This window comes from Gracilibacillus alcaliphilus (genome assembly GCF_016909015.1).
GTDB lineage: Bacteria > Bacillota > Bacilli > Bacillales > Amphibacillaceae > Gracilibacillus > Gracilibacillus alcaliphilus.
Window position 1 is genome coordinate 75,418 of the sequence record NZ_JAFBFA010000006.1, and the last position, 18,692, is coordinate 94,109.

Annotated in this window: 16 protein-coding genes; 11 read left to right on the forward strand and 5 right to left on the reverse strand. The window is 39.5% G+C overall.

What is annotated here, in order from left to right; translation table 11 throughout:
- Window positions 1–123 precede the first annotated feature (123 nt).
- Complete coding sequence (locus JOD18_RS06635; protein WP_204668163.1) at window positions 124–3,171, forward strand: ATP-binding protein; 3,048 nt, start codon at window positions 124–126, stop codon at window positions 3,169–3,171.
- Window positions 3,172–3,291: 120 nt separating this feature from the next.
- Here JOD18_RS06635 and JOD18_RS06640 read toward each other — a convergent pair whose 3' ends face one another.
- From JOD18_RS06640 to JOD18_RS06655, 4 genes are all read right to left on the reverse strand, one after another.
- Window positions 3,292–4,299, reverse strand: coding sequence for an acrylyl-CoA reductase family protein (locus JOD18_RS06640; RefSeq protein WP_204668164.1), 1,008 nt, complete (start codon window positions 4,297–4,299; stop codon window positions 3,292–3,294).
- A 31-nt stretch (window positions 4,300–4,330) separates the two neighbouring features.
- Window positions 4,331–4,903 (reverse strand): GNAT family N-acetyltransferase, encoded by a 573-nt coding sequence (locus tag JOD18_RS06645; RefSeq protein WP_204668165.1) that lies wholly within the window; start codon window positions 4,901–4,903, stop codon window positions 4,331–4,333.
- A gap of 307 nt (window positions 4,904–5,210) precedes the next feature.
- Window positions 5,211–5,954 (reverse strand): GTP pyrophosphokinase, encoded by a 744-nt coding sequence (locus JOD18_RS06650; RefSeq protein WP_204668274.1) that lies wholly within the window; start codon window positions 5,952–5,954, stop codon window positions 5,211–5,213.
- A 152-nt stretch (window positions 5,955–6,106) separates the two neighbouring features.
- Entirely contained in the window at window positions 6,107–6,949 is an 843-nt protein-coding gene (locus tag JOD18_RS06655; RefSeq protein ID WP_204668166.1) for an aldo/keto reductase, read from the reverse strand.
- 204 nt (window positions 6,950–7,153) lie between these two features.
- Between JOD18_RS06655 and JOD18_RS06660 the strand changes: the two genes are divergently transcribed.
- From JOD18_RS06660 to JOD18_RS06670, 3 genes are all read left to right on the forward strand, one after another.
- Window positions 7,154–7,735: a TetR/AcrR family transcriptional regulator gene (locus tag JOD18_RS06660; RefSeq protein ID WP_204668167.1), complete on the forward strand. Its 582-nt coding sequence runs from the start codon at window positions 7,154–7,156 to the stop codon at window positions 7,733–7,735.
- A 25-nt stretch (window positions 7,736–7,760) separates the two neighbouring features.
- Window positions 7,761–10,427 carry a YhgE/Pip domain-containing protein gene (locus JOD18_RS06665; RefSeq protein WP_204668168.1) on the forward strand — a complete coding sequence of 889 codons (2,667 nt, stop codon included), beginning with the start codon at window positions 7,761–7,763 and terminating at the stop codon, window positions 10,425–10,427.
- Window positions 10,428–10,696: 269 nt separating this feature from the next.
- The gene (locus tag JOD18_RS06670) at window positions 10,697–11,755 is read left to right on the forward strand and encodes a hypothetical protein (RefSeq protein ID WP_204668169.1); all 1,059 of its coding nucleotides are present in this window, start codon (window positions 10,697–10,699) and stop codon (window positions 11,753–11,755) included.
- Between the two features lie 234 nt (window positions 11,756–11,989).
- On the opposite strand, the gene JOD18_RS06675 is transcribed toward JOD18_RS06670, so the two are convergent.
- Complete coding sequence (locus JOD18_RS06675; RefSeq protein ID WP_204668170.1) at window positions 11,990–12,976, reverse strand: diaminopimelate dehydrogenase; 987 nt, start codon at window positions 12,974–12,976, stop codon at window positions 11,990–11,992.
- Between the two features lie 328 nt (window positions 12,977–13,304).
- Between JOD18_RS06675 and JOD18_RS06680 the strand changes: the two genes are divergently transcribed.
- From JOD18_RS06680 to JOD18_RS06710, 7 genes are all read left to right on the forward strand, one after another.
- A complete protein-coding gene (locus JOD18_RS06680; protein WP_204668171.1) occupies window positions 13,305–13,694 on the forward strand; it encodes a DUF6220 domain-containing protein in 390 nt (129 codons plus the stop codon).
- Window positions 13,691–13,882 (forward strand): DUF5957 family protein, encoded by a 192-nt coding sequence (locus JOD18_RS06685; protein ID WP_204668172.1) that lies wholly within the window; start codon window positions 13,691–13,693, stop codon window positions 13,880–13,882. The genes JOD18_RS06680 and JOD18_RS06685 overlap by 4 nt, the downstream gene beginning before the upstream one ends.
- A 211-nt stretch (window positions 13,883–14,093) precedes the next feature.
- Window positions 14,094–15,170, forward strand: coding sequence for a sensor histidine kinase (locus JOD18_RS06690; protein ID WP_204668173.1), 1,077 nt, complete (start codon window positions 14,094–14,096; stop codon window positions 15,168–15,170).
- A 5-nt stretch (window positions 15,171–15,175) separates the two neighbouring features.
- A complete protein-coding gene (locus JOD18_RS06695; protein ID WP_204668174.1) occupies window positions 15,176–15,865 on the forward strand; it encodes a response regulator transcription factor in 690 nt (229 codons plus the stop codon).
- Window positions 15,866–16,003: 138 nt separating this feature from the next.
- Complete coding sequence (locus tag JOD18_RS06700; RefSeq protein WP_204668175.1) at window positions 16,004–16,657, forward strand: phosphatase PAP2 family protein; 654 nt, start codon at window positions 16,004–16,006, stop codon at window positions 16,655–16,657.
- Window positions 16,658–16,732: 75 nt separating this feature from the next.
- Entirely contained in the window at window positions 16,733–17,755 is a 1,023-nt protein-coding gene (locus JOD18_RS06705) for an NADH:flavin oxidoreductase/NADH oxidase (RefSeq protein WP_420827784.1), read from the forward strand.
- A gap of 92 nt (window positions 17,756–17,847) precedes the next feature.
- Complete coding sequence (locus JOD18_RS06710; RefSeq protein WP_204668176.1) at window positions 17,848–18,606, forward strand: SDR family oxidoreductase; 759 nt, start codon at window positions 17,848–17,850, stop codon at window positions 18,604–18,606.
- Window positions 18,607–18,692: the final 86 nt, after the last annotated feature.

The window sequence follows — 18,692 nt, forward strand, 5'->3', positions numbered from 1 at the left end:
TATAAAGTAGGAGGAGTGGATGAACAACACCTGCAGACGTTTTGCTCAATTATAGCAGGAAGAAAACCTGCTGATGAACTTTTGCTTTATATAGTCCAAATTAAATATGGAAGAGTTGGAGAAATGAAAAGAAAATATATTTGGTTGATCATTATGTTAGTCATTTTCCTCTCCAGTTTAACAGGTTTACGTCTTATTTGGTTAGAATGGTTTGACTCGGCAACAAGGATCGAATTTCAGGACGGAGAATTGGATTTACGGGAACGGGATTTAACCGACGACGAAATTTTCCTGTTGGATGGGGGCTGGGAGTTCTACCCTTATGCATTTATCATGGAACAGGAAGACACTGGTGAGTCGACATCCAAACATGAATCTATTGAGGTTCCTAATGGCTGGAATGACAAGTTAGGTTCTTCTTTTGGTTATGGAAGTTATCGGCTTCAAATCAAAGTAGATCCTAACTTGCCTACTAACTACAGTTTGTATATACCGAGTATTCGCAGTTCCTCTGAGGTGTATGTCAATGGACGTTTGCTAGGTTCCTCAGGGGAAGTGGCTCGTTCAGGAGAGAATTATACTGCTAGAAATTTACCTTATAATCTTTTTATTACTCCAGACAACCAAGGCCTGATTGATATTGTCATTCAGGCTGCTAATTATAAGGATATTAGAAACAGCGGTATTATCCGTTCGATGAAATTTGGTACAGACCATGCGATAACACGGGAGTCACAGATTTCGAGCAACTTACAAATGGTGACCATTATTTTCTTCTTAATTAACTCAATCTATACGCTAATCATATATTTTTTAGGGAATCGGGATAAACGCTTATTATTTTTCTCATTACTTTCTATTTCCATCATTATCATCACCTTATTAAGTACAGGTGATAAATTATTTCATCAGTTATTCTATATCAGCTATGATTTTGATTTTCGCTTGGCAAATGCAGTGGCATTAATTGCTTGTTTTGCCTTGATGCAATGTACAAATCATGGAGATCTTCCTTATTGGCGAAAGATCTTTCCTTATTTTCAAATAATTATATGGGCGATGGCTTTGATTACGATGTTTTTATCGATCCCACAGGTTATTAGCAGCTTTCCGATCTATTATCTGCTTATAGGTATAACTGTGACGATGACACTGATAGCCATTATCAGAAACATTCGTCAAGATGTTCAAACAAATCTGTTGCTAGTACTAAGTTTTGCAGCAGTGCTTCATCACTTTGCCTGGACATTGGGTTTGCGGGAATTAAATTTGTATTATATTTATTATCCATTTGATTTAATCATTGCAGCCCTCTGTTATGTAATGCTTTGGTTTAGAAAGTATTTTCAAACATATCGGGAAACAAAACAGTTAGCCGCTAGTTTACAGCGTATGAATGAGCAAAAAGATCAGTTTCTGGCTAATACATCACATGAATTCCGTAATCCGTTGAATAGTATAATATTACTGTCCAAGTCGGTATTAGAACGAGAGTATGTGAGTTTGCAGACAAGAAGCAGAAAAGAATTAAATACGGTGCTCAAGGTTGGAAAGAGGATGAGCCTGTTACTGACTGATTTGTTAGAAGCAAGAAAATTAGAACATGGACAGCCTAGACTTAATAAACAGGTGATTGCCTTAGCGCCCGTTGTCACAGGGGTTATCGATATGGTTCGATTCTCGGTGGAAATGAAGCAATTAAAGATGGAGAACCGTATTCCTAGTGATTTCCCGGCTGTATATGCGGATGAAAATCGTGTGGTACAAATTTTCTATAATATTATCGAGAACGCTATCAAATATACGAATCAAGGAACCATTACTATTACGGCTTCGATTAACCGTGAAGCAGCAGAGATTGCAATCACTGACACTGGTATAGGCATTTCACCAGAGATGCAGAAACGTATTTTCAATCCATATGAACAAGACCACAGCAATAAGACAATATTGGAGGGTGGTTTTGGTTTAGGTTTAAGTATTACAAGGCAATTGGTTGAACTTCATGGTGGAACAATCAGAGTAGACTCCAAACAAGGAGAAGGTACGAGAATCAGCTTCACGTTAAAACTAGCTCATGCCGAAGAGGCAATCCGTTTACCGCAAGGGCAGTTCTTTAATATGGTGGATGAAGAGGAAAAAGGCCGAAGTGAAGCCACTATACCGTATGACATAGAACGCCCGGCGATTTTGGTAGTAGATGATGATCCAGCCAATCTGTTGGCGATGGAGGCAGTTTTACCAGTTGAGAAATATCATATGGTATTAGTATCTAGTGCCAGTAAAGCACTGGAAGAAATACAAAATCGACAGTGGGACTTGGTTATCTCTGATATTATGATGCCAGACATTTCTGGTTATGAGCTGACTAAAAGCATTCGTGAGCGTTATAGTTTAACAGAGCTGCCGGTATTATTGTTAACAGGAAACAGCACAACCATTCAAACTAGCTTTATAGCAGGTGCAAATGATTATGTCACAAAGCCAGTAGAATCAGTAGAACTGCAAGCACGTGTAGATTCATTAATTACATTAAAGAAGGTTGCTGAACAACAGCTGCAGCTTGAAACTTCCTGGCTTCAAGCGCAGATACAACCCCATTTCTTATTTAATACATTAAATTCAATCATTGCTTTGAGTGAATGGGATTTGAAAAAAATGCGACAAGTATTAAATACCTTTAGCGAGTTTCTCAGAAGTAAATTTCAGTTCCATCAAATGGATTCTTTAATCCCAATCGAAGAGGAACTTCATATCGTTCGTTCCTATCTTTATATTGAACAGGTCCGTTTTGGTGATTTATTAGAAGTGAAATGGGAAGTGGCTGACAGCCAGGATATCAAGGTGCCATTTCTGTCTATTCAACCGCTGGTAGAGAATGCGATTCGTCATGGAATTAGGAAGAAACAAGGGAAAGGAACAATAACTGTGAAATTGCAAGCCAATCACAGGAGGTCAGAGGCAACTGTCATGATTGAGGATAATGGTATAGGAATGAATCAAGAGCGAATACAGGCTGTCTTAAAAAAACCTGTCAATAGTGAATCAGGGGTGGGACTCTTAAATGTAGAGCAAAGACTGAAACAATTTTATGGTAAAGGATTGACTATAGAGAGTACACCGGATCAAGGGACAAAGGTGTCCTTTACAGTTACACTTCATCATGACTAACCAAATAAGGTCAAGCGATGCGGAGGAAATCGCTTGACCTTTTGTATATGCAGTGCTTTTCCAGTGTATGTCAGACAATGGGTAGAATAGGAATGTTTTATGATCTTTATGACAACAGTCTTATTTTATCTCTGTTTCGCCAACAGCAACCAATATTCTTCCTGTAATATGACCATCTAAAATAGTTGACAATTGTTCTGGAAGTTGTTCCAATCTAACTTCTTGAGCGACTATCTCCTCAAGATGAGCCGGTTTTAAATCAGTCGCCATTCGCCTCCACATAGGTTCTCTTATATTCATTGGACAAAAAACCGAATCGATGCCCACTAAGCTCACTCCGCGCAAAATAAATGGAAAGACTGTGGCAGGCAAGTCAGTGCCGGCGGTTAACCCGCTGACGGCTGCAACACCGCCGTATTGCAGCTGGCTTAAGACTGAGGCGAGGACACTGCCGCCTACAGGATCAATTACGCCTGCCCAGCGTTGTTGTTTTAACGGTTTTAATGAACCATTGTAAACTTCTTCTCGCGGAATGACACTCTCCGCGCCAAGCTTCTTTAAATAGTCATGCTGCTCTGCCTTCCCTGTACTTGCTGTGACGCGGTAACCTTTGTTTGTCAGCATGTCTACAGCAAGGCTGCCTACTCCCCCAGTGGCACCTGTAACTAGTATTTCACCATGATCGGGCTGAACGCCATGCTCTTCCAGTTTACTAATGGATAGAGCAGCTGTTAAGCCAGCTGTACCGAGTATAGCAGCTTCTCTTAATGTTAATTCTTCGGGCAGTTTTACCACCCAGTCAGCAGGAATACAGGCATATTCACTATAACCTCCATGATGTGCCACCCCGATATCATAACTGGTCGCAATCACCTTGTCTCCTTTTTGAAAGCGAGGGTCATCAGAAGATTCCACAATTCCCGTGAGATCGATACCAGGAATCAGTGGGTATTTTTGGATTATTTTTCCATTAGGAGTACTAGCTAAACCATCCTTATAATTTACACTGGAGTAAGCAACTTTAATAAAGACATCGGATCGAGGCAGGTCTTCTTTTGTTAGTGTCTTCATCTTTACGGAAAAGTCTTGATCGGTTTTTGAGACCATTAAGGCTTGAAATGTATGCATGAGTAGACAACTCCTTATTAAGATTACAATTTTATTCATATAATGATAAGAAATCTTCTTTTAGAATGGCATATAATTTGATATCCCAATGTTGATCATTATGAAATAGTGCTTTACGCATCACACCTTCAAAGGTCATGCCTGCCTTTTCCATCACTCGGGCAGAGCCAATATTAGCAGCAATACATTTTGCTTGAATACGGACGAGATTCATTTCTTCAAAACCAAAGGTTAAGATTCTTTTGGCAGCTTCCGTGATCAGTCCTTTGTTCCAATAATCTTCAGAGAGAGCATAACCAATTTCGGCAATTTGATGATCAGGATTCCAAGATACAAAACCTATAGTGCCGATTAGTTTCTGGTCTTCTCTATGTTCGATTCCCCATGGTGATATTAAATTATTCTCATATTGATATAAGGTCATTTCGATAAATTCTTTTGAATCTGTGTGTGTTTCATGTTTTGGCCAGCTTACATATTTTGCGACATTGGCATTGGAGCCGTAATAGTAAATGTCATTCAGGTCATCCATCGTAATTTTTCTCAAAAGAAGTCTTTCGGTTGCCAAGCTGGGAAAGTTTCGATAAATATCTTCGATTTGCAAGGGGACCACCTTCTATTCATTTTTAGCGTGATAACTATACCATAATATGTATATCTCATTTCGTCAATTAAAGCCAATTGAACAGCCTTTTCAAGAGTAGGAAGGAACGTAGCGAACATTTTATCACGACGGGAACTGTCTTTGATAAGAGTATAAGTGGGAAATGTTTATAGAAAAAGAACCAGGAGTCGACCCGTTTATGCATCTGTTCCCGATTCTTTTTTCAGCATATTTTCTTTTGGATGCTTTTAACAAGGACAGAAACATTCCATTTTGATGTGAGAGTTTTTTCGTTTGGTCTCTGCCTCTAGCTATCTTTTTGCTGGTTTTTCCTTTCCTTTAATAACTTCACTAACTCTGGCGGAAAGACCATCTCATCATTAGTTAGTTGATTATGAATGTAATCCGCTTCTTTAATCTCATTAACTTCATTATGGATGCGCTCCATACGTTCATCTAACTCACCAGCTAAGAGTGCGGCATCCCGCAGCTCATTTTTCAGTGTTTGTGGGATTGCCTTATTATACTTATAGTAAATTTTATGTTCCAAACTGGCCCAGAAATCCATGGCGATCGTGCGAATTTGGATTTCGGCATAGACATTTTCTACCCTGTCTGACATAAAAATCGGTATTTGAATAATCAAGTGGAGACTTTTATAACCATTATATTTCGGATTTTTGATATAGTCTTTCTTTTCGATCAGTGTAATATCCTTTTGTTGGACAAGCATATCTGCTACTTGATAAATATCAGATACAAAAGAACAGTTAATCCGAATTCCAGCGATATCACGAATATTCTCACGAATGGATGGCAAATTTACCTCAAGGCCTTTTTTCTTTACCTTGAGCAAAATACTTTCTGGAGATTTTACCCGTGATTTGACATGTTCTATTGGGTTGTAATCGTGGATGTGCTGAAATTCATCTTGCAATATGTTGATTTTGGTCGTTAGTTCTTTAATTGCAAAATCGTAGGCCATAATAAATCGTAATAATTCTTTCTTCCAATTCTTTATATCTTGTAAGTCTAATGATTGATAGTCCATCATAAAAGTAACTCCTTAATAATAGTGGTTACCTCTATTATTAAGGAGTTACTGGTTGAAGTCAAAGAATATTATTAGTAAAAAGTGTGAAACAAAGACCGAATGATTAGCTGCATGTATTGGTGCTTGATATTCGCTTGTGGCCAGATTTGCTAAAATTCTTCATATTCGCTAGGGTCTTGGCCACCGATACGTCCATCTGCTTTAGACAGACTGTTGATCTTTTCCATATCTTCATAGTCTAAGGCAAAATCAAAGATAGAGATATTATTTAGTTGTCTGATCGATGATGTAGATCTGGGGATTGAAACAGCACCAAGTTGATAATGCCAGCGCAGGATAATTTGCCCAACAGATTTTTTATACTTATCAGCGATTTGCTGTAAGCTTTCATTTTCAATAATATCTTTGGCACGATATAACGGACTCCAAGATTCTGTAATGATATGGTGTTCTTCGTGCCACTTGCACTGCTGTTTTTGATTGAAGAATGGGTGCAGTTCAATTTGATTGACAGTAGGGAGTACCCCAGTCTCTTTCTGTAAATGTTCGAGATGTTCAGGCAAGAAGTTACTTACTCCGATAGAACGAACGAGACCCCACTTTTGTGCATCAATTAAAGCTTGCCATGCTTCAAGATATTTCCCTTGTTTCGGATTAGGCCAATGGATTAAATAAAGATCAAAATAATCAAGATTAGCACGGAATAAGGATTCTTGCAGGGCTTGAATAGCTTCAGCATAATCATGATAACGGCCTGGCAGCTTGGAAGTGACAAACACTTGGTTGCGGGGAATGCCGCTTTGTCGAATAGCTGCACCAACAGCACCTTCGTTTTCATAATTATAGGCCGTGTCGATGAGACGGTAGCCATGATTTAACGCACTAGCGATAACACGGGCCCCCGCGGCTCCTTTAATACTCGCAGTACCAAACCCTATGGCAGGAATCTCGATGCCGTCGTGTAAAGTAAAACTAGGTATCGTTTGTTCCATAAAATAATTCCTCCTTTAAGTGATCTTACTAACAAGATACCACAAATCTTTTATAGTCAAACACATAGTGCAGAATCAGTTGCACATTCCAAATAAATAAAAAAACAAGGAGTTTTCACTTTACAATGATAAGAAAAAAGACTATTATGCACTTATGACCAGAATAGTTTTTTGGTCATTTTCTAAGAAAGGGAAGAAGATAAAATGAATAAAAAACAACAAATATTATTAGCTGCAACACAGTCATTCTCGCGCTATGGTTATAAAGCAACAACGATGGATCGGGTATCCAAGATTGCTCAAGTAGGTAAAGGAACGATTTATCTTCATTTTGCTAATAAAGAGGAACTATTGAAGGAAATTATCAAGGAACTAGCCGCACAAATGAGACTGGCTGCTGATCAGGAAATTAATAAACATGCAACTTTTATTGATCGATTTGAGGCAGCTTTATATGGGATTTTGCAATTTCAAGAGCGTCACGAGCTAATTATTAAGCTTTCAGACGAATTAAAAGATTTCCGAACACCTATCGTCAAGAAGGTATTAGCCGATTTTGAACAAGAAATTTGTTTATATATTGAGGAAAAAGTGGAAAAAGCTATACAGAAGCAAGAAATTAAGCCCTGTGATCCAAAGCTTACCGCTTTTTTGATGTATAAAACGTATATCCATTTAGTGAATGATTGGAAGGAAAATCATCAGCCGTTGTCTAGAGAGCAGGTAGTATACTTGATTCGTTTTTATTTTCTAGAAGGCTTAAAGCCGGCAGCTTATCAAGCATAGATATTAGCACGTGGAGGAATTAATAATGAAAAACATTGGGAAAATTTTTATGCAAGATTTACGGAACCTTAAACGTGTCCCACTTGTTGCGTTACTTTTGATTGGATTAGCTATTTTGCCCTCATTATATGCGTGGTTTAATTTAGGGGCTTCTTGGGATCCTTATTCTAATACCGAAGATATAAAAATTGCGATAGTAAATGAGGATATGGGGGCAGAGATTGAAGGGGAAGAAGTTAATCTAGGAGAGAATCTGGAAGAAAATTTGAAAGAGAACGAAGCTATGGGCTGGGTGTTTACCGATCGAGAGAAAGCAGAAAAGGGAATCCGTCATGGAGATTATTATGCGGGTATTTTTATTGAATCAGATTTCTCCCAGGAGTTATCGAGGATTGTTGATGGCGAGCCCGTGCAGACTTCTGTTGAATATCAAGTCAACCAAAAGAAAAATGCTATAGCTCCTAAGATGACATCTGCTGGCGCCAGCACGATTGTCAATGAGATAAACAATCAGTTTGTTGATGAAGTGTCAAAAACTTTATTTGCGGAATTTGATAAACTAGGCCTCAAGATTGAAGAAGAATTACCAACGATTAGAAGAATTAAGAATGCCCTTTATGAATTGAATGAAAAAATGCCTGAAATCGTCGAGATTGGGGAGTATATTGAGGGGATAGATAATGATTGGGAAACAATCGATGAACAAGTGGATCATTTTTTGGCGATTCGTGAGTATATCCCGCAGATCAATGAAGGGGCAGATCAGGTTCTTGCATTACAACAGCATATTCCGAGAATTTATGAACTGAGTGATCATATTGACGAAGTTCAAGAAACGATCCCTACATTGGAAAGGGCAGTGGAAAGCTTTGATAAGATTGGTCCTATGTTTGATGAAGCAGACCAATTCTTAAATGAGTCACAAGAACAGATTGCTGAAACAAGGGAACAGATCAGTCATATAAGTACAAGACTTCATAATGCCAATGATCAAGTATCGACGATTGAAGATAATATCGGCGAATTCCAGCAAGTGATTGCCGAGGCAGAACTGGATGCTGCTCCATTTGTGCAATCCTTCCAAAGTCAGCTGGTGCGTATGGATCAAACGATGGCAGATTTACAAGCGTTATTACAGCAAATTACTGCTGATGAAAGTGTCAGCGAACATGGTGATGAATTGCAGAAGGTGCAGCAAGAGATTGCCAAACATCGGCTTTATTTAGAAAGTAATCGTCAAGTTTATCAGAAATTGCAAGATATCTCAGGAGATAGCAGCCTCTCAGGACTGTTAAACGAAATGGACGCTGCTAATGCCAGTTTGGAAACAATGCAAGGATCAGTAGAGCAGGTTCACAGTTCGGGTGTATTAGAAGAAGACTTGTCCAATACGATCGAAAACAATGTAGCAACCACGCAACAGCATACCCAAGCACTGTCTGAGTGGTTAGCGGCTAATGGGGAGTCCAGCTTGAACAGCAGTTTTGGAGCGATTAAAGACACGGTTGCTTCTGCTGATTTTAATATGGATCAGCTTCATGAAATCAATGACACCTTGCAAGACTTGTTGGGTGAGGCTGATTCTGTCTTAGCACAAGTGAATCAAGATATTGCTACATTACGAGAGGAGATGCCAGGGGTAAAGGATCGCTGGCTGGAGATTAATGGCAAGGTACAGGAAAGCTTCCCCAAAATGGTCGACGCCCTGAACACCTTTGATCAATTTATCGAAAATGATCTTCCAAACGTAGAAGAGAAGGTAAACCAATTGGCTGCTTTTATTGAAGAGGAACTGCCAGGTATAGAAGAGACTTATAATGATGTAGCCGATCAAGTTGAAGAGAAAATGCCTGCAGTAGAGTCTGCGATCCATGAGTTGGCTGCATTTAGCCGTGATAAGTTACCAGAAATTAAGAATGAAGTATCAGAGGCATCCGATAAAGTCCATACCATCGATGCGAATAATCAATTAAGTGATCTTATTTCCTTGTTGCGAAATGATTTAGCAGATGAGAATGAATTTTTTGCTACACCTGTTCAGTTGGTAGAAAAGGATATCTTCCCAGTTCCTAACTATGGATCTGCAAATGCACCTTTCTATACAGCATTATCCTTATGGGTTGGAGCATTGCTGTTATCTAATTTATTGTCTGCTAATGTGCACCAATTGGATTATCGAGAAGACTATACCTTAAGACAGGTCTATTTTGGCCGAATGATCTTATTCTTGATTATTGGTGTTTTACAGGCTTTAATTGTTAGTATTGGGAACTTAACGATCTTAAAAATGTATGCCAGCAATGCCGCCATGTTCATCTTATTTAGTGTGTTGATCGCTGTAGTATTTATGGTGATAGTCTATACCTTTGCTTCTGTTTTAGGCAATATTGGTAAGGCATTAATGATTATTTTATTGGTGTTACAAATATCTAGTGGCGGGGGAACTTTCCCGATTGAAGTAGCACCGCCGTTTTTCCAAGCGATTCATCCGTTTATACCGTTCTCCTATGCGATTGATTTATTGCGTGAGGCAGTAGCTGGTATTGTGCCGGCAATTGTATGGTATAACATCCTCATGTTAATGGTATTTCTAGCAATTGCCATTCTTATCGGGGTAGTATTAAAACCAATTCTAGCTAGTCGAATTGAAAAAACAGTCGAAAAATCAAAGGATAGCCGATTAATTGACTAAACTGAAATGGATGGAGAGAAAAAAGGAGTATCTCCATCCTTTTAATATGGTCTGTTTTTCTTTATAGCATTTTCATCTCCAGCACTATAAAGGTCTTATCATATAGGTCATTGTGCTTAGTTAGTGCAGAGATAGTTAAAAAAATTGGCAGAAATAGTTGGTTTTAAGGTTCAAAAAGTGTATCATAAATAGTAAGGTGAGACTTCCATCTATAGGGTGTTATGGGTGGTTAGCACCATGATAAATAAACAAGTTAATGGGGGACGATCATGAAATTAAGGATAACTGCTATTATGTTTATCTTTCTTTCGATGTTGCTTATAGCATGTTCAAAAGATGAAGAAACCGAAAAGGTAGAGCAGCCAGAAGAAGAGACAGAAGAAATTGTACTAACAGAAGAAGAAGCAATAGCTGTCTTAGAAGAATATCAAGTGATCTTTTCCAATATTGTAGATCACGCAGCAGATGATGGTGAATTACAGCAATATGGATCGATCGATGAGGTTAAAGCTGAATTATTAACTATCATGACAGAGGATTTTGCAGATGCAACACTGGGGCAATACTTTGAAGAAAAGAATGAGATAATTTATCTCATAGAAACGGAAGAACCGATTTGGTTTGATGAGGAAGAAGCATATGAATTGGAACAAACAGATGATCAAGCATATGAAATATCACAAGAACAATTAAACGCACAAGATCAATTGGTTCATACGACTTATGTAATCAGTTGGGACGACGAGAAGTGGCGTCTTAATGACCTGCTTCAAGAAGAGGTAGAACTGGAAGAAGAGAATGGTGCTCCAGAAGTAGCTAACCCTGAGGAAGAACCAAGCCAGGACAGTAGTGTAGATAATAATGATGATAGTAATAACGATGATAATAATACCAGCTCTGACGGAACAGCAGAATCGGATAATGAAAATAATTCCAATTCAGACGATTCTAGTAATACCAATGCAGGTAACAATGAAGCCTCAACGAATAATCCAGAAGAACCAAATAATACAGATGACGGTGCCAATCAAGACAGTGACACTCCAGCAGGTAATGAGGACAATAACGGTGATGCAGAAGATAATCCAACAGACAGCTCAGGGAATAGTGACGCCTCTATATCTGAAGGAGACGCGGTTGAATTAGTAAAACAACATTTAAGTATAACAGATGATTCTACATTTAATGTGGTGGTTGATCATCTTGATGAGAATGGTAATTATGTGGTTCAAGTTTTTGAAGTAATGGAAAACGAAGGTGTAGGACATACTGCCACGTTTGGATGGTATATTGTTAATAAAAACGATGGATCTATTGCGGAAATGTAAAACTAAGGGCTTGAACAACACAATAGGATAGCAAATGGGCATCTGTATCTGCCTTTCATCAAATAAGAAAGTTTTGCTTCCTTAGGTGAGAAAGATGAAACTGGTGAGCTGGAAGATGATATGCAAAGTTGTCGAAGAAGAATAGGGAGCAGATCCATAGACGGGCCTGCTCCCTATTTTTTCGACAAAATAAGCTTGATGACAAGTTTTTCACCTTGTCTTTTGAACATTCTCTTATAAAAAGTCTCTTCGTAATTCTTCTGGTGACCGTGGTGAAAGCTGGGCTAGTGTTACATCATAGACCGTTTTCGCACCATATTGTTTTGTTTCACTCAGGCGATAGGCAGCACGGGCATAGGCAACTAATACACTCGCTGTAAATTCAGGATTGCTGTCCAGCTGAAGGGAGAATTCATAAATTTGTTTGTTATCTTCCCCTGTATTACCTCCGCGAATAACAAATCCACCATGTGGTGCTTTCGAGTGGTTTTGCTGTAATTCTTCTTCCGTAATAAAGTGTACCTCTGTTTCATAGTCAGCGAAGTAATGCGGCATTGTTTTGATCTCTTTTTCAATGGCTGCTTTGTCTGCCTGTTCTTCTGCAACAACATAGCATACGCGACGGTGTTTCTCAGCAGTGGATAATTCTGGGTTGGTACCGCTGCGTACTTTATCCATAGCTTGTTCAGAAGGAATCGTGTACTGAACCCCATTTTTGACACCATTTACTCGTCTTACGGCATCAGAGTGTCCTTGGCTTAGACCTTTACCCCAGAAGGTATAGTTTTCCCCAAGTGGCAGAATGGCATCAGCCATCACACGATTAATGGAGAATAAACCTGGATCCCAGCCCACAGCAATCAAGGCTGTTTTATTATGTTTGGCCGCAACTTCGTTGACAGCTTGATAGAATTCAGGAATTTTCGCATGGGTGTCATAGCTATCCACTGTATTAAACATACTGGCAAAGTGTGGCGTTTGTTCCGGCAAATCTGTTGCCGAACCTCCACATAGCAGCATTACATCAATTTGATCTTGGTAATCAATTGCATCAGATATATGTAAAGCCTTAACACCAGGTTCATCAAGTACAAGCGAGCCTGGTTCTCTTCTTGTGAAAACGGCTACTAATTCCATATCAGCAGTTTGCTTAATCGCCTTTACGGCACCTTTTCCTAGATTACCGTAACCTACAATACCTAGTCTAATCTTATTGCTCATAAACATTTCCCCTTATTATTGAAAATTTATAACCTGCTTCTTTCTACTTTAAATAATTTTTGTGCAGAAATCAATGTAAAGCTCTGTGATTTGGCAGATAAATCTATTGAAATAGACAAAAACGGAGCTGTTTTTCATATGAAAATGCTGACTCCGTCAACCTCTTAGCTCTGTTGAAAATGGAAGACTGCTAGAATTTTATGGATAGTAGTGGTGTCTGCCAGAGTATATTGCTTTTGAACATGCAGTTTAAGAAAAATTTAATAATTGGATAAGCGGGAGTTTAGATTTACGGAATAAACTAAAGGAGAAGTCAGGAGGGAAGGTAATGAGAATACAATTTGCACGATTCGTATTTTACACATTATTAATAGTATTTACCACAGCGATTGTCATTCAATTTATTTTAGCAGGTATGGCTGTATTTATGGATCCAAGTCAATGGAGAAACCATACGCTGTTTGTTCATTTATTTGGTTTTAACTTGCCTGTGCTGCTGCTTATAACAGCTTGGCTTGCCAATATGCCTCTAAAAGTATACGGGCAATTGATCGGTTTAATGGGGTTGATTTTTTTGCTGTATTTTACGGCTAATATGGCTGGTATGCTGCCATGGATTGGTGCATTACATCCGATTGCCGGGGTGCTGTTATTGTTGTTGGCAGGTATGATATTAGCTGATCAAATCAAAAGTAAGCAAGGGGAGAAGATACAATGAGGATATTAGTCGGTGTCATTTTAGGCTGGTTTGGTGGTTTTATCTTAGGCATTGCCTTTTCCAGTATAATTGGGATTGTTACCTTGACATTATTCGATATACCGATGGGGATTAAATTCTTATCTTATTTTACGGCTTTTATTGGTGCAGTGTTGGTGCCGGTACTAGATCGAAGAAGGGGTGAATAACCGTTGGCTTATCCGTTCTTTTTCCATTATACTTTAAGAGATTGTTCAAACAGTCCAAAAAAAAATGATGCATCGAATTTTAGCGTTGGCTTGCTTCTCCTCTACTCACGTATTAAAAGGAAGAGGAACTTCTACTAAGATTGTCCTTTTTATCAAACTTTTTGAACATGTATTTTAATAAAATCCATTTGTTTGACGGTAGGTGATCAAGATGTCAATTAAGAAACGCCTGATTCTTTCTAATCTGGGCATGATTATCATTCCGATTCTTGCCTTTTTCCTAATTGAGATCGGCTTAGGGCTTGCCTTTTTTGTTTGGCAGGATAATAATATGGAAGAAGATAAGTTGCGAGCATTTGTGAATTATCGTTTTTTATTACTGCTTCTCGTTGTCATTATTACAAATGGAGTGTTGACCTATCTGGTCTCGCGCACTATTATTGGACCGATTCAGCAGCTTATCCTGGCTGCTAAGCACATCAAGGCCGGTCATCTGGATAAAGAAGTCCAAACCAGCTATCAAGGCGAATTAGGCGAACTGGCGACAACCTTTGAAGCGATGAGGAAAAGTTTAAAAGAAGCACAGGATGTCCAGAAAAAATATGAAACCAATCGCCGGGAATTAATCTCTAGTATTTCACATGATTTACGGACACCTGTCACATCTATTAAAGGATATGTGCAAGGTGTGACGGATGGGGTAGCCAATACCCCGGAGAAGCTGGATCGCTATATGACAACAATTGGTCAGAAAACCAATGAATTGGAGCGAATGGTCGATGAATTGTTTCTCTATTCCAAATTGGATCTGGATCGCGTGCCTTTTCATTTTATGCCAATCGATATCGATCAATTTTTGCGTGATATTATCGATGAATGGGCTTTTCAATATCCTGATATCAAGTGGGAATATCAGATCAAAGCAAATGTGACAAAAACAGTCCGAGCAGATCGGGAACAGTTATATCGTGCAGTAGTGAATATCCTGAATAATTGTTTGAAATATCGTCATACGGATGCACTTAAGATCAACATTGCCGTTGAGCAGCAAGGTGATTATCTGAAGTTAATGATCCGGGATAATGGGATTGGCATAGCAAAAGAAGCACTCCCATTTATATTTGATCAATTTTATCGTAGTGATGAATCACGTAATTCAACAACTGGCGGCAGTGGAATCGGTTTGGCGATTGTGAAAAAGATTATCGAGGCACATGGCGGAAAAGTATATGCAGAGAGTGAAGTGAATCAAGGCACAGCAGTTTACTTCTTACTTAAAAGTGGGTGAGAATAATGAAGCAAATATTAATTATCGAAGATGAACAAAGTATTGCTGAATTGCAGGCAGATTATTTGGAAATAGCAGGTTTTGAGACGACTATTGCCTTAACAGGGAAAAAAGGCTTGGAATACGCACTTACAGAAGCATATGATTTGATCTTATTAGACTTGATGCTGCCTGAAATCAATGGCTTTGAATTGTGTGAACAATTACGTGCCAGATTGGATATTCCGATTTTAATGGTCACGGCTCGTAAGGAAGATATTGATAAGATAAAAGGTTTTGATCGCGGGGCAGACGACTATATTGTGAAACCGTTTAATCCAAATGAATTAGTTGCCAGGGTGAGAGCGCATTTGGCCAGATATCAGCGATTAACGAAGAAAGACGATACCAGTCATTTGCTTGAAAGCAAAAGCCTATTGGTGGATGCACAAGCTAGAAGAGTTTTCTTAGATGAACGAGAATTGATCATGACCGCAAAAGAATATGACTTATTATTGTTTCTGCTGACACACCCTAATCAGGTATTTACCAAAGAACAATTATTCGAACAAATATGGGGCTGGGACGCGATTGGTGATAATACAACCGTTACGGTGCATATCCGTAAAATTAGAGAGAAAATTGAGGAGAATCCATCTAAGCCCGTATTTATTGAGACAGTTTGGGGCGTCGGCTACCGGTTTCGGGATAATTAGTTTATCTTAGTGTAATCGACCGTAAGCCCCACTTAAAAGTAAATCAGGAAGACTCCCGTTTTGACTTGATTGACGAGGAGAGAAAAGACAGAAATGTTACTTGGATGCTAAAGTATATAAGGGGCAGAGGTGTAGAAAATGAATCACGTAGTAAAGCGTTTGAAGGTATTAGCTATTGTTGCGGCAGTGGCGTTAGTTGTGTTTATTTGTCTGGCAATTGCTGTATCAAAAGACACGGCTTTTAGTGTGGATACCTTTTTTCAGCAGGGGGATCATTTTGCGGAAGCCAGCTTGTTATATCAGGTTATGGGGACGCTTACCCATGCAGGATCGGTTTGGTTTTTAACGACTGCAACGATAGTGGTTGCAGCGGCCTTATGGTTTAGTAAGTACAGCAATTGGTACAGCTTATATTTTTGTATAAACATGATCGGTATTAGTATACTGATTAAAGTATTGAAAACGGTGATCGGAAGGGAAAGGCCAGAGGTGATTGCACAATATGATGGTACAGGCTTCAGTTTTCCCAGCGGACATGCAGCAGGTTCTTTTGCTTTCTATGGTCTGCTAAGCTATCTTCTCTGGCGGCATCTGTCCCGCAAGACCGTTAAATGGTTTGCGGTCGTGCTATTATTAATCGTTACCCTTATTATTGCTTGCAGTCGTGTAGTATTAAGTGTGCATTTTGTAACAGATATTACAGCCGGTATTGCTTTGAGTACCGTGTGGTTATTTATTTGTATCTTTGCTTTAGAATACACCTTGTCACGACAGCCGTCTGCTGCTGACTAAGTCGTTAGATATGAAATGCAAGATGATTATTGCTATACTAATAATGTTATCAAAAGTAAGCAAGGGGGCATTATTGTGCAACAACTTTTTGATCCATTTCAGATAAAAGATCTAACGCTAAAAAACCGCGTCGTGATGGCACCTATGTGTCAATACTCCGTCGACAAACAAGACGGCACACCAAACGACTGGCACTATACCCATTATGTATCACGAGCCGTTGGAGAAACAGGCCTGATTATTGTGGAGATGACTAATGTTGAACCAGACGGACGTATCACTAATCAATGTCTTGGTTTATGGTCAGATGAACAGATTCCAGCTTATCGTAAAATAACAGAGGCCGTCCATAAACATGGAGGCAAAATTGCTATTCAGATTGCACATGCCGGCAGAAAGGCTGAGGACGCTGATACACCAGTAGCTCCGTCAGCGATTGCCTATGATGAGAATTATAAGCAGCCACGAGCATTGACAACAGAAGAAGTGAAAGCGATGGTAGAAAAATTCAGACAAGCGGCTCGCCGCGCTGTAGCAGCAGGTTTTGATGCGATTGAACTGCATGGAGCACATGGCTACTTAATCCATCAATTTCATTCGCCGGTAACCAATAAACGTGAGGATGAATACAAAGAATATACCCGTTTTGGTCAGGAAGTAATTGAAGCTGTAAAAAGTGAGATGCCAGAAGGTATGCCACTGCTCATGCGAATATCTGCGACCGAATTTGTGGAAGATGGTTATACCTTGGAAGACGGAATCGAGAAGGCACAAGCCTACCAGCAGGCAGGTGTAGATATGTTTCATATTAGCGCTGGCGGTGAGGGAGCGATTGCTCCTGCCCGTCATCCAGGTAACCATCAAGGATATATGCTGCCGTTCGCCCGTGCTATGCGGAAGGCGCTCTATGTACCAACGATAGCAGTCGGTTCTTTAGAAGATCCTGCCCTAGCCAATTCTGTGATTGGTAATGATGAGGCAGACTTAGTAGCAATTGGCCGAGGCATGCTTCGCGATCCGTATTGGGCTATCCATGCGGCTCGGCAGCTGGAACAAGCAATCGATATTCCGACACAATATCAACGCGGTTTTGCATAAAAAAAGGAAGATGTCATCTTTTGCGGTGACATCTTTTCTTTTATTAGGCTTTCCCTTACAATAAGGGAAAGAGAAACGAAGGAGCACACAAAATGAAGCAGATAGCTATTATAACTGGGGTTAGTCGCGCCAACAGTATTGGTGCCGCCATTTGTCACAAGCTGGCAAGGGATGGGATTGATATTTTTTTTACTCATTTGGCGGCGGCAGACCCCTATGTGACAAGTCATCATTATCCACGGCAGCTGAAACAGGAACTATTAGAACTTGGTGTACGTGCTGCTGAGATAGAAGTCGATTTTACAGACGAAGACGCCCCAGCTCGGCTGATGCAGGAAGTGAGACATCAATTAGGGGAACCAACGATTTTGGTCAATAATGCTACGTATGAGTTTCCTTCTAATGCAGCAACGCTCTCTGGCGATATGTTGGATCGACATTATCAGGTTAACAATAAGGCAACAATTCTACTAAGTACATTATTTGCAAGCAATTTTCAACAAGTATTTCCTGAGGGTAGACAAGGAAGAATTATTTTTATGGTTTCTGGCGGGCCAGATCCGAATAATTTGGCTTACATCGCTACCAAAGGGGCATTGAAGGCAATCACTCCGCCATTGGCAACCAATTTGGCGGCTTCCAGTATAACTGTCAACGCCTTAGATCCAGGACCGACCGATACTGGGTGGATTGAGGCAGATTTAAAACAGCAATTCCTGCCATTGTTTCCAGCAGGGCGTATTGGAGAGCCGCTTGATGCCGCAAATATGATTTCTTTAATCGTAAGGGAGGAAGCAAGCTGGTTAACAGGCCAAGTGATTGCAGCAAATGGGGGCTTTCTTGGCAAATAGTAGGATAAGAGAATTAGCGCTTTTTCCTTCCAGTTGAGATTTTTCTTGAAATGAAGAAGTTAGCGTTAGTGATAAGGAGAAAAAAG